The 11,768-nt window shown below is 33.1% G+C and carries 15 protein-coding genes; 8 read left to right on the forward strand and 7 right to left on the reverse strand.

What is annotated here, in order from left to right; genetic code table 11:
* Positions 1-502: 502 nt before the first annotated feature.
* Entirely contained in the window at positions 503-859 is a 357-nt protein-coding gene (locus QUF93_RS19205) for a carboxymuconolactone decarboxylase family protein (protein ID WP_002114659.1), read from the reverse strand.
* 218 nt (positions 860-1,077) lie between these two features.
* Between QUF93_RS19205 and QUF93_RS19210 the strand changes: the two genes are divergently transcribed.
* The 3 genes from QUF93_RS19210 (at position 1,078) to QUF93_RS19220 (ending at position 2,767) form a co-directional block, all read left to right on the forward strand.
* Positions 1,078-1,257 (forward strand): ferritin family protein, encoded by a 180-nt coding sequence (locus QUF93_RS19210; RefSeq protein WP_289375795.1) that lies wholly within the window; start codon positions 1,078-1,080, stop codon positions 1,255-1,257.
* Positions 1,258-1,411: 154 nt separating this feature from the next.
* Positions 1,412-1,585 (forward strand): hypothetical protein, encoded by a 174-nt coding sequence (locus QUF93_RS19215; RefSeq protein WP_001025956.1) that lies wholly within the window; start codon positions 1,412-1,414, stop codon positions 1,583-1,585.
* Between the two features lie 843 nt (positions 1,586-2,428).
* The gene (locus QUF93_RS19220; RefSeq protein ID WP_002187809.1) at positions 2,429-2,767 is read left to right on the forward strand and encodes a DUF378 domain-containing protein; all 339 of its coding nucleotides are present in this window, start codon (positions 2,429-2,431) and stop codon (positions 2,765-2,767) included.
* 120 nt (positions 2,768-2,887) lie between these two features.
* On the opposite strand, the gene QUF93_RS19225 is transcribed toward QUF93_RS19220, so the two are convergent.
* On the reverse strand, positions 2,888-3,520 hold the full coding sequence (locus QUF93_RS19225; RefSeq protein WP_289359860.1) for a recombinase family protein: 633 nt from the start codon (positions 3,518-3,520) through the stop codon (positions 2,888-2,890).
* A gap of 316 nt (positions 3,521-3,836) precedes the next feature.
* Between QUF93_RS19225 and QUF93_RS19230 the strand changes: the two genes are divergently transcribed.
* The 3 genes from QUF93_RS19230 (at position 3,837) to QUF93_RS19240 (ending at position 5,693) form a co-directional block, all read left to right on the forward strand.
* Positions 3,837-4,658 carry a peptidoglycan-N-acetylglucosamine deacetylase gene (locus tag QUF93_RS19230; protein ID WP_088059671.1) on the forward strand — a complete coding sequence of 274 codons (822 nt, stop codon included), beginning with the start codon at positions 3,837-3,839 and terminating at the stop codon, positions 4,656-4,658.
* Positions 4,659-4,829: 171 nt separating this feature from the next.
* A complete protein-coding gene (locus QUF93_RS19235; protein WP_088059673.1) occupies positions 4,830-5,189 on the forward strand; it encodes a hypothetical protein in 360 nt (119 codons plus the stop codon).
* 84 nt (positions 5,190-5,273) lie between these two features.
* Positions 5,274-5,693, forward strand: a complete 420-nt coding sequence (locus QUF93_RS19240; protein WP_289359861.1) for a CBS domain-containing protein — start codon at positions 5,274-5,276, stop codon at positions 5,691-5,693.
* 205 nt (positions 5,694-5,898) lie between these two features.
* Here the strand turns inward: QUF93_RS19240 and QUF93_RS19245 are convergent, their stop codons facing one another.
* The 4 genes from QUF93_RS19245 to QUF93_RS19260 form a co-directional block, all read right to left on the reverse strand.
* Complete coding sequence (locus QUF93_RS19245) at positions 5,899-6,864, reverse strand: sporulation protein (protein WP_088059677.1); 966 nt, start codon at positions 6,862-6,864, stop codon at positions 5,899-5,901.
* A gap of 61 nt (positions 6,865-6,925) precedes the next feature.
* The gene (locus QUF93_RS19250; protein WP_088059678.1) at positions 6,926-8,263 is read right to left on the reverse strand and encodes a hemolysin family protein; all 1,338 of its coding nucleotides are present in this window, start codon (positions 8,261-8,263) and stop codon (positions 6,926-6,928) included.
* A gap of 69 nt (positions 8,264-8,332) precedes the next feature.
* Complete coding sequence (locus QUF93_RS19255) at positions 8,333-9,019, reverse strand: zinc metallopeptidase (protein ID WP_088059679.1); 687 nt, start codon at positions 9,017-9,019, stop codon at positions 8,333-8,335.
* A 15-nt stretch (positions 9,020-9,034) separates the two neighbouring features.
* A complete protein-coding gene (locus QUF93_RS19260) occupies positions 9,035-9,454 on the reverse strand; it encodes a MerR family transcriptional regulator (RefSeq protein ID WP_088059680.1) in 420 nt (139 codons plus the stop codon).
* 720 nt (positions 9,455-10,174) lie between these two features.
* On the opposite strand from QUF93_RS19260, the gene QUF93_RS19265 reads away from it, so the two are divergent.
* The gene (locus QUF93_RS19265; RefSeq protein WP_088059682.1) at positions 10,175-10,861 is read left to right on the forward strand and encodes an IS6 family transposase; all 687 of its coding nucleotides are present in this window, start codon (positions 10,175-10,177) and stop codon (positions 10,859-10,861) included.
* Here the strand turns inward: QUF93_RS19265 and QUF93_RS28915 are convergent.
* Positions 10,854-11,147: a GrpB family protein gene (locus QUF93_RS28915; RefSeq protein WP_088059684.1), complete on the reverse strand. Its 294-nt coding sequence runs from the start codon at positions 11,145-11,147 to the stop codon at positions 10,854-10,856. The genes QUF93_RS19265 and QUF93_RS28915 overlap by 8 nt on opposite strands.
* A 148-nt stretch (positions 11,148-11,295) precedes the next feature.
* On the opposite strand from QUF93_RS28915, the gene QUF93_RS19270 reads away from it, so the two are divergent.
* On the forward strand, positions 11,296-11,490 hold the full coding sequence (locus tag QUF93_RS19270) for a hypothetical protein (RefSeq protein WP_000852179.1): 195 nt from the start codon (positions 11,296-11,298) through the stop codon (positions 11,488-11,490).
* Positions 11,491-11,768 lie beyond the last annotated feature (278 nt).

The following is an 11,768-nucleotide window of genomic DNA, read 5'->3' on the forward strand; positions in this document are numbered from 1 at the left end:
CTCGTCATGTTGTAAATCTTGGTGATTATAAAAAGGTGCATGCCCATAAAGAATCTCTTGCCTCTTTTCACTTTTTAATTTCGTATTAAATAATTTGATAATAACTCCATAAACTAAAAAACCCACTTTAATTATGTATAAATATTGAATATCTTCTTAAAAGACGATTAAAAAATAGAGCTGAAAAGAGTAAGAATAATTAATCTGTTCAGCTTTATCTAGTACAATCTAATTAATATATATTTTTAAAATTTGCAGCTTACTATTTCTTATATTATTGTAAAGGCTGATTAACAGGCTGAATGGCTTCTAATCCCCTACTTGTTATAGACTATCTTTGCTACATACTTATCTTGGGCAATTTATAGTATGAATTAAGGGTAAAAACAAAGAACTTGAGTATAATTAGTACACGCTCAAGTTTTTTGTTTTTATTTATTGTGTAAGAATAGTAACACATGAACTCGAGAAATATATTCCTCAACCCATGATGATATTCCTATTACTGCTTTAACTCTTGCATACACTCTTGTACAAGAGTTACTGCCTGACTTATAGTAGCACCACCACCAAATGCAGCTGTCACTCCCACCGCCTCAAAGATCTCCTGTTCTGAAGCTCCTTGATCTAGACATCCTTTAATGTGATAAATGATACAATATTCATCCTGAGAATAAAGACTAATACCTAAAGCAATTAACTGTTTTTGCTTTTTTGATAAGGTGCCTTCTTTAAAGCATTCCTCTGTAAAGGAATTAAATTGTTCGGCTAGTTTAGGCATCTTCTCAGTAAATAAACCCAAACCATACTTATAATGAAGAAGTGCAGATTCTGTAGAATTTCTACCTTCAAATTCCATATTTAATCCAACTCCATTTCTCATATTTTTCAAACAAAAGTTAGTATGAACCTAATGGGAATTGATTAAACAAAAATGATATTTATATCAAGGTGAGTGAAAGAGGAGAGAGGATTTAGAGGCATGATATAACAAGAAATTAACTAATAGTATTGCACACACGATATGGATAATCCATCGACTTCTGTAAAAGGATAACGTAAAAAGGAAGTGATGATATGGAAAAACAGAGTGTAGCCAATACATTAAATGTCTTTCTAAAAGGGCAGTACATGGGTGTTCATGCCTATGAGCAATATATAGAGAAGTTAAAATATCCAGAAAGTCATATGTTAATACATGATATTTTAGATAAAGATAGGGACCATGTAAATGTATTAAAACAACTTACGTATTAACATTTTTAGTTACGCTGTATCATAATTAAAAGAAGATATTTAAAATAACTCCACATATTTTCACAAGACAGGAAAATACTAATACTTGTTTTAGTACTTTAATTCCAAAGTATTAAAGCAGGATTACTAACTGCGATACTAGGAGGACGTTACTATGAATATTCGTGAAGGATTAATTCCAACTACATTAGGTACAGCAGTTACAGCTGCGGGTTATGCCTTGAAGCAAACTCGTGGATCTAATAAGATGATTGCAAATACAGTATTTGGATTTGGTTTAGCTCACGTTGTTTTAGGTGTAATTGATCTTGTGGAACATCGTCGTTAGAAGAAAGGGCAAGCACATTTTGATGCTTGCCTTTTTAATATCGTCAGTATGGATTACTTTTGTTTAATTTATGAAAGTAATCCATAAATTAAGAACTATGAAAAGGCGGTTACATGCTCAATATGTATACAAAAAGGATTTTGTTATCCAGGCTAAAGGCATGGGCTCATTCATATCAAAAATTACCGAATGCAAAAGAAATATTATAAGATCCATATATGTAAGGCATTTTGGCAGTTGGAATGAGTCTCTAAGGCAAGCTGTATTCCAAACAAGAAAAAAGGTAAATAAAATGTAAAAAATAAACAAAGCAGTCAGTTCAATAAACTGTCTGCTTTGCCCACTTGCTATGAAATGGTAGCCATTTATATAAGCTTTTTAAAGGCTCAGGTGTAGTATGAACGTACTGTTGTATATTATGCAAAATAAAAGAAGTAAGTTGTTTAAGAAAAGGTTAGTTTATGCAACATCAAGAAGCCTTTGTAGAAATAAAATAATAAATCGAGTATGTATTAGATATTTTGTGTATGAAACCATTGTTAATTTCTAATGATAAGATTGAATCCTAGCAACTAACATGATAGCTAATATGATGCGAAAAGTACAAATAGGGTTAATTATTGCAGTACCGATAACCGCAATACCATCCAGTCTTATGGCAGTATTAAATAATAAAAAAATTAAAATGTTAATCAAAGTTCATATTATGTTTTTTGAATGTATTTATTTTGAATTATGGGCTATCACTTTGATTAAAAATCCAAGCTAACGATTCAAGCAGGAAGAATATATAGTATTCCTGTACATAGTTTAACAGTTGAGACCGAAGGAGGTGTTATATCAATGAGAACTATACAGCGAATTGCCTTAGCTTTAGTTATTATTGGTGCTATTAATTGGGGGCTAATTGGTTTCTTTAAGTTTGATTTAGTAGGGACAATATTCGGTGGACAGAATGCCTTTTTGGCAAGAGTAATCTTTGCTCTTGTTGGACTAAGTGGGTTAATGTGCTTAACGCAGTTGTTTCAACCGATGAAGGATGCTAATCAAGAGATGAATCGTAAAGAATATGGAAAACCTAATTATAGTACTGAATTTGGTGAGGAAACACATATGACAAATATAAATAGATCTTCTACGGACGTTTATAAGAATACCCGCAATACATTAGATGAAGATTAATACAATTTTTTTCAAAGTCATGTATTCCACATGGCTTTGAAATTTTTTATTTTGGATAATTAGTTGGAGTACCAGCTTTTGTACAACTAGGGGCAAAGTAGCATTTCGTATAGGATGATGCTACTTTGCTTCGTCATATTCCTTCATAATTTTATAAAACGTGTTTTTTCTTAGTTTTAGCATTTCCATAAACATAACAGCAGTTATTTCTCCACTCTTCCACTTTGAATAAGTTTCTTCTATTATATTTATTTGTTGTTTGCTTAGCGTCGAAAGGTTTACCTGAGGACGGCCTAAGTGTTTTCCTTGAGATTTTGCTACAGCGATACCTTCCATTTGTCTCTGATGAATTTTTTTACGTTCTTGATCGGCAACATAAGAAAGCAAAGATAAAAATTGATCTTCCATCAACCGACCCATGTCACCCATTTCACGGAACTTACGGCTATCGAATAAAGTTTCATTTTCTAAAACAACAATATCAGCTTGTAATTCTCTTGTTATGTATTTCCACTCTGAAATTACTTCATCATAATTACGTCCCATACGATCTAAAGCATCTATGTAAACAATATCACCTATACTTAATACTTTTCGTAATAATTGATACTGAGGACGATCAAAATGTCGCCCACTTGCTTTATCGACAAAAATTCGCCGAGCTTCCACATCTCGTTCCATCATCTTATGTAACTGACGTTGTTCATTTTGATCTTTTGTACTTACACGAATATATCCATAAATATTTGCCACGTTTTGTATTCTCCTTCCAATTGTTACCGCAATTATACCACATTCGTTTATAAAGGTATTCACTAAAAATAAACGTTTATAAAATAGTTCAAATCACCTTTATAAACTTGATGATTCAATGTTTCATAGATACGTCTAACCCGTTTGTAAAGGTATACCTTTACAAACAACGCACGAAAGAAAAATATATTTCGTATTAATTAGTGAAACAATCAAAAATAAGGTAAATTATACTATTTGTTTGGTACCAGATGTGATTTGGTATAATTGTATTTAAACAAATTATTGCTAATAGGTAGAGGAAGGAATATAGAGAGTGAAAAAAATATTTCAGGCCAAAAAATTCGTACTATCAATTCTAACGGTAGCCCTAGTAGTCATTATTTATTTTGGGATTCAATCAATTGCATCACCCGCAAGAGGGGTAACAAACCAAGAGAATCCAATTCAGCTTGTAAGCAAACAGCCCAACGTTGATATAAACAAACCAGTACCTAATCAATTTAACGGTCAAATACGGAAAGTTGCATATCTTACATTTGATGATGGACCAGGAAAGTATACAGCTGAGCTTTTAGATATACTAAAACAACAGGATGTTAAAGTAACTTTTTTCTTAACTGGTAAGAATGTAAAGGCCTATCCTGATTTAGTAAAACGAGAAAAAGCAGAAGATCATTATGTGGGTATGCATAGCATGACTCATGATTTCAAAAAATTATATACAAATGGTGACTATGTTAATGAAATGACAACAAATCAAAATTTAATAGCGAACATTATTAAAGAAAAACCACAATTAACCCGACCTCCTTATGGTTCTATGCCTGGATTAAATGAAGAACTTCGTAATAAGGTAGTAGATGGTAGATTTAAAGTATGGGATTGGACAATTGACTCCCTAGATTGGAAGTATAATAACGTACCTATAGAGTCGGCTTCCATGAATATCGCTCAAAATGTACTTACTAATGCAACGAAGTCCCAAGAAGTTATATTAATGCATGATATTCACCCTCAAGCAGTTGCAGCCGTACCAGCCATCATAAAAGGGTTAAAGGAAAAAGGGTATGAATTTGAGGCATATCATGAAAGCAATCACTTCCCTTTAAATTTCTGGCAGGATCCACGTATTTGAGCTTTAAGGAGATGTATAAAGTCACACCTCTATTTATAAAAAAAGATTTAGCCCCTTGTAGAACAACAAGGGGCTATTCAATGTTTTTGCTTATCCTTTAGTTTAAAGCAACACTAGCTATTTATTATTAAACTATATATTTAATAAAGTACTTCCATAAAATTCTTTTTTATGCTATATAATATTTCTAAAGCGCTTAGAAAGGGAGAGGTTTATATAAAAATCATACAAGATTTTACAGAACCCTATTTTAAAACTGTTGGAGAACAAAGTAAGGCATATCGAGTAATTGGTTGCAAAGATGGTAAAGAAAAGCATTTTCCTATTACATTTAAAACATTAAAAAGGGCACGTATATTTAATTACAGGTATGCTTGTGAAAATCCTGAGTGGCTGAATAGAAATGGCGACATAAGTGAGTATAATGTTAAGATGGGGAGACCTGAATATAAAAATATTTGGCACGATAATGTTATAGAGAATGTATGTAAAAAGTATACTGATTTTGATAGTTGGGAAATCAATCATTAAAGCAGTAACCAATCGTTCAAATAATCTACAAATAAAATATAAAGAATAATAAGTAAATAAGCTATAAAAAGGAGATTCAATAGCATGAATATTGCATTTTTTCTTACTCCTAAAAGTGAATTGGTTTATATAAATATAAATTCAACAATGCGTCAGGCTTTAGAAAAGTTGGAATACCACCGATATACAGCTATCCCCTTGTTCAATAATGAGGGAGAATATGCAGGTACACTTACTGAAGGAGATTTATTATGGAAACTCAAAAATACGTCATCTTTAAGCTTTAACAACACTCATAAAGTTGTTCTGAGTGAAGTTTCTTTACACCGTACAAATGAACCAGTTTCCATCAATGCGGAAATTGAAGACCTTTTATCAAGAGCTATGGAACAAAATTTTGTTCCTGTGATAGATGACGATGGGATTTTTATAGGTATTGTTAAAAGAAGAGATATTATTCAATATTGCGCACAAGGCTTATTATTTAAGAATGATTCTGTATAAACATATGAACTTTAAATTATGTCAAATCTTCAATTTAAAATTCACATAAAAAGAATATACCTTGGCTTAACCAATCATGCGATTATAGTATTTTGAACTATCAAAAAATACAAGAATATCATTATTCTATACGAAACTAAAATACCCCTGACTTTATACATAAGTCAGGGGTTAATAAAAATATTAATCTTTTATAGAGATAATCTTACTCTTCATCACTATCTCCAAAGAAATCACCTAGAAATGATTCTTCCTCATTCATTCCTAGTTCTTGGGTTGCTTCTTCTACCATTTCATCTACACCTAATCCATCCATTAGTTCATTTAAGACCATGCCACCTAATATGCCGACAGCTAAACCACCAATCATACCCGCAATTGGACTTCCTCCGTTACTACCCTGATGAGCATGATCATAGTTTTGTTGTGTTTGATATGAGAATGGTTGTGCATAAGCATGCGGATCATTTACCATTTCATTTATATAATCTTTTAAAATATTAGCTATTTGTCTACTTTCTTTCAATACATCTTGTTCAATGAAAAACTCACGTCTTGCTTCCATTTCCCCATGTCTGGTTCTGCAATCTACTTCCATCCAAATGCGAATCCCTGACTCTTCATAAGCAAAACGAATCTCTATTTCATCAACTTCGTTTACAAATAATTCTCTTGGGAAAAAGGAAAACTCTTGGCCCCATGTATCTAATTTACCCGATGTAGATTTTTCTTGGAACCCTAATCGATTCAATGCATAAAAAACATTTTGGACTTCTTCCGGTGCTTCAATAACAAGACGATCAAAGTCTTTTCGATCTACGCCACTTTCAATGTCTAAGTGCGTATCGAAATAGTAAGAAACTCCACCTCTAGATACAGGAAGATCTCTTGGGATATCATAAGAAAATGAGATTACCTTGGAATCCTCTGGAAGAATGTTATAGGGTCCGTTCAATGGAATTGTTGCTACCTTACGTGTAACAGATCCTTGTTTTGTTACAACACTCATCATGAAGTGCGCTGTAAGGCTATTCATTTTTTGTTCAACTTGACCGCCTTCAATCCAAGCTTCTCCATGCAGTGTTTCTCCAGCAGAATAAGATGGTTTTTTAAAACGCAAATCTACTGTTGCTGCACCTTTACCGAATTTAGCCAAAATCTTTTTAAACATTTTGTCTCTCCCTTTTTCTTATAATGTATTTATTTTATTCATTAGTGAATACAAGCGGTAACTACTCTGTTACCGTTTGCTTAATTTCATCTTCTTGTTCATGCTCTTTTGCTTTTTGAATTTCCATTCGTTTAATATGATGTGAGTCTTTCGAAATAACTTTAAATTCATATCCTTCGGATTCAACAGACTGTCCTTCTTGAATATCATAATTCTGCATCATAACCCAACCACCGATGGTGTCTACATCTTTATCATCTAGATGTAAATCTAGTAAGTCATTCAATTCATTAACCAGCACTTTTCCATCTACAATTTTATGAGTTGCACTGATATGTTGAATTGGTGCAAGCTCGTCTTCATCATATTCATCTCGGATTTCTCCAACGATTTCTTCAAGGATGTCCTCAATCGTAACAATACCTGCCGTACCACCATACTCATCATATAATACCGCTAATGGAATACGTTTCTTCTGCATTTCTAACAATAAATCATGGATTGGAATTGTCTCAATTACTTGAATAACTGGACGTGTATAAGAACGAATTGTATCAAATGACTCTGTGCTCTTATTGATATATCGGATAAAGAAGTCTTTTACATTAACCATACCAATAATCTCGTCTTTATCCTCTCCAAATACAGGGTAGCGCGTATATTTTTCACTTCGAATCGTTTTAATGTGTTCTTCTAAAGAATCATCTTCATGCAAACCAATGATCTCTGTACGAGGAACCATGATTTCTTTTGCAAGACGATTATCAAATTCAAAAATGTTATTCACGTACTTATACTCTGCTTGGTTAATTTCACCACGCTCATAACTTTCTGAGAGGATGAGGCGCAACTCTTCTTCTGAGTGCGCTACTTCATGTTCAGATGCTGGTTTTAAACCAAATAATCCAGTTAACATTCTTGCTGATCCATTCAATAATCGAATGAATGGATACATAATTTTATAGAACCAAATAAGTGGGGTAGAGAGTAATAATGTCACTTTTTCAGCTTTTTGAATCGCGAATGTTTTGGGTGCCAATTCACCTACTACAACATGTAGGTAAGTCATTAAAGTAAATGCAATTGCTAGAGATAAAATGCCTGCAAGAGAAGAATTGATATCCCATCTTTCAAATAAAGGATGTAACAGCCTCTCAATGGTTGGTTCACCTAACCAACCTAATCCCATCGCCGTGACTGTAATCCCTAATTGACAAGCTGACAAGTATTCATCTAAATTCGATGTTACTTTTTTAGCAGCTAAGGCACCCCTTTTACCCTCTAATACAAATTGATCAACTTTCGAACTTCTAATTTTTACAATCGCAAATTCTATTGCTACGAAAAAGCCTGTAAAACCAATTAAAACTGCTACCATCACTAAATTTAATAACTCCAACTAATACCTTTAGTTTCTAAGAAACTAAAGGATCCACCTCCTATAAAAAGCATTCTTATTTATATACTTTTAGTCTTCTTCATTTCCTTGGAAGAAAATCATTACATATTTTACTAGCTCCAGAACTGAAATTAATGTAGCGGCTACATATGTTAACGCAGCGGCTCCCAGTACTTTATTCACACCTTTTGTATCTTGATCAGAAATCATACCTTCTGCAAGCATTAATTGTTTTGCGCGAGCGCTCGCATTAAATTCTACTGGCAACGTAATTAATTGAAATGCTACCGCTGCGGAGAAGAAAATAATACCAATCCCTATTAATGAGAAAGCCTGAAATAAGAAGCCACCCAGTAATAAAAATGGTGCAATACCGGATGCAATATTTGCAATAGGAAACATTTTATGCCGAAGGCTTAAGAAGCCATACGATTGATCATGCTGGATGGCATGCTCTACTTCATGTGCCGCAACTGATACAGAGGCAATGGAGTTTCCATAGTATACATCCTCTGATAATCGTACTACTCGAACCATAGGGTCATAATGATCTGAAAGCCTTCCTGGAACAACTTCAATCGGCACATGATACAGTCCATTATTATCTAGAATTTTTCGGGCTACCTCAGCACCACTGAGTCCCGAAGAAGCATTTACTTCAGACCACTTATTAAAATTTCCTTTTACTTTAAACTGTGCCCATATGGATAAGCCAAATGCAATTAAAATCAGAAAATCCATCGGGTGAAATAACATCGCTTCATTTCACCTTTAACTTAAAAATAAAACAAGCGTTTGAATCAGTGTCGTTGCTTGACCGGATAATCCCTTCATATAAATTTTCTTTTGCTCTTCTGTCAGATTATCCAATAGAGGCTTCAATTGCATTAATTCATGTTCTAATTGCTGAAGATGTCCCGACACATTATTCACTTGTCCTGCAAGTTTATGGTTTAATACTGTTTGATTTTGTTGATTATCTAATACTTTTCTAATCTCACTGAGTTGCATATTTAATTGTTTACATTTCTCAATGAACTTCAAACGATCCACTGCTGATTCATCGTAGTAACGATAATTTTTATTGGAACGTTTTGCTTCTAATAAGCCTAAATTCGTATAATAATCAATGGTTCTTTTCGAAACCTGAGCCAGCTCTGCCACCTCTCCGATTCGGTATCGGTTCCCAATGATCCGTCACCCCTTCACTTAAATTAGCTAAATAGTAGCATACAGAAAACCATACAGTCAAACGTTACAGTTCTTATTTTTCTAAAAATTTAATTCTGTTCAAAAAGTTGACACACTCTCTCTTTTTAATTACTAAAACAAAAACGAGATAGTATTCACTACCTCTGAAGTTATTATGGAGAGTATACAATTCCTACTTTAGGTGTGGTCTTCGTTACGATCTCTACAATTATTATTTATCGTTCAACGAAAAGAAAATCCAAAATTTTATAGAACTTAGAAGAGGTATTAGTGTAAGAGATTAAAGGTAGGGGTAGACATTTTTAATTTTATAGAAGCTCAATAATAAATAAAACCTTGCATTTTAAATGTATTAAAGAAAAGGAACATGCGGCGTATTAATAATGACCCACGTGTTCCTTTTCTTCTACAACTCTACACTTAATAATTTCACTTGTTTTGCCTGAGTAAAGAGAGTTTATTAAGAACACCATATCTTTCTCCAAAATATAAAGCGCCTGAATGGATGCTTTATCACTCTTTCACACATACTAATTTCTAAAAGGAGTATGTTATGGAATCTCTAAAATATCTACTGATTATTTTCGTTCTAATTATATTTATAACGATTTGGCTCCATTTATAACTACAAAGGGTTCTGTTGCAAAGTTTTTCAAATGAAGCTAAGCTGTAGGGAAAATGTGTTGAGGAGAATGATACATGAGGTACTTTAAAGGAAAACAGTTTAAGAAAGATATTATATTGGTAGCCGTAGGCTACTATTGTCGTTTTTCTTTGAGTTATCGCGATGTATCTGAGCTCCTGAAAGAGCGAGGGATTTCTGTTCACCCTACAACCATCATGCGCTGGGTGCATGAATATGGTAATTTGATTTATCAAATTTGGAAAAAGAAAAATAAATCAGCACATTTCGTATGGCATTTAGATGAAACCTATATCAAAGTCAAGGGAGAGTGGCGTTATCTTTATCGTGCGATTGATCAAGAAGGATATACCTTGGATATCCAACTCCGTAAAACAAGAGATCATCAAGCCGCCTATATGTTTATGAAAAGGTTAGTGAAAGCCTTTGGAGAACCAACGGTTCTTACAACAGATAAGGCTCCTGCACTACTTTGTGCGTTCAAAAAACTGAAACATAACGGTTTTTATGTGTATACGAAACATTGCACCGTTAAGCATTTAAATAACCTCATCGAACAAGATCATAGACATATCAAGCGACGTTTTGTTAAATCCGCAGGGTTTCAAAGTCTTCGCCATCCTTCTCGTACATTGAAAGGAATCGAAACGATTCATGCTATATACAAACAAAAGAGAAGTCACATTCCAGACTTCTCTTTTTCGACGTACAAGGAATTACAGCAATTATTCATAGCTACTTAAACGATAACCGTATTTTGTAAGCGGACGTATACTTTTTTTGAACTTTGCAACAGAACCCTTGAGGAATCCAACCAATATTTTGGCTCCATTTATCCGTTTTTTGTAGAATCTCCCATATCAGAGTATCTTTTGATTCGGTATACATGTGTCGATTATTTGTGTATTTTTCAGCTAACCTATATTTTAATTCTCCATATTGTTTACAGTCTCCTGGATGAGTACGCATATAATCTCTAAATAAGAGAGCGAGTTGTTCAGGCCAGCTCCCTTCATGTCTCACATTTATATGAGTTCTCTTTTTTCTATTTTACTTTTTACTTTTTTACATATTTAAAATAGTTTTAGGGAATTCTTCTTACAAAAGGTTCCTTAAAAAACTTATTTTTCAACCTTGATTTTGTATACAAACGTATGCAATAAACGGAGTGGTATAAATGGCAGAAACATTTAGAAGAGGCAAAATAATCGATCATACTAAACGACTTATTTCCCGTAAAGAGATAATCTCAAGTCAAATGACACAAAACGAATTCTCTTGTATAAGAGAGAGTCTCTTAGGCCAAGCTCAATGTTTAGACTTTATAATAAACGAACTTATTATTGAATTTGACCTTAAAAATGAATTATAAACATTATTCAACTTACATATACCTCAAATTATCAAGGTCTTTTATATGTATACGTTTGTATACCGAATTTACTTGATGATTACTCCATGAAAAATTCCTTCTTAACACCATTAAAAGAAGGGAATACAAATACTACATATACAATCACTGAATATCTAAGTAATTGTGTTACCATAGGGAATGATTAAAACTGGAGCATGTAAATCTAATGTTTTTCCTATCAGGGGAGTTCCCATCCAACTATACTATTAATCACCAATATAAGATTGTGAAATAAG

Origin of the sequence: Bacillus hominis, assembly GCF_030348325.1 — a bacterium.
In the GTDB taxonomy this organism is placed as follows: domain Bacteria; phylum Bacillota; class Bacilli; order Bacillales; family Bacillaceae_G; genus Bacillus_A; species Bacillus_A hominis.

Coding starts and splice junctions, on each gene's coding strand:
- QUF93_RS19205 (WP_002114659.1), bottom strand. CDS start 859: ATGGAATTTGAAGGTAGAAATTCTACAGAATCTGCACTTCTTCATTAT.
- QUF93_RS19210 (WP_289375795.1), top strand. CDS start 1,078: ATGGAAAAACAGAGTGTAGCCAATACATTAAATGTCTTTCTAAAAGGG.
- QUF93_RS19215 (WP_001025956.1), top strand. CDS start 1,412: ATGAATATTCGTGAAGGATTAATTCCAACTACATTAGGTACAGCAGTT.
- QUF93_RS19220 (WP_002187809.1), top strand. CDS start 2,429: ATGAGAACTATACAGCGAATTGCCTTAGCTTTAGTTATTATTGGTGCT.
- QUF93_RS19235 (WP_088059673.1), top strand. CDS start 4,830: ATGCTATATAATATTTCTAAAGCGCTTAGAAAGGGAGAGGTTTATATA.
- QUF93_RS19240 (WP_289359861.1), top strand. CDS start 5,274: ATGAATATTGCATTTTTTCTTACTCCTAAAAGTGAATTGGTTTATATA.
- QUF93_RS19245 (WP_088059677.1), bottom strand. CDS start 6,864: ATGTTTAAAAAGATTTTGGCTAAATTCGGTAAAGGTGCAGCAACAGTA.
- QUF93_RS19255 (WP_088059679.1), bottom strand. CDS start 9,019: ATGTTATTTCACCCGATGGATTTTCTGATTTTAATTGCATTTGGCTTA.
- QUF93_RS19265 (WP_088059682.1), top strand. CDS start 10,175: ATGAGGTACTTTAAAGGAAAACAGTTTAAGAAAGATATTATATTGGTA.
- QUF93_RS19270 (WP_000852179.1), top strand. CDS start 11,296: ATGGCAGAAACATTTAGAAGAGGCAAAATAATCGATCATACTAAACGA.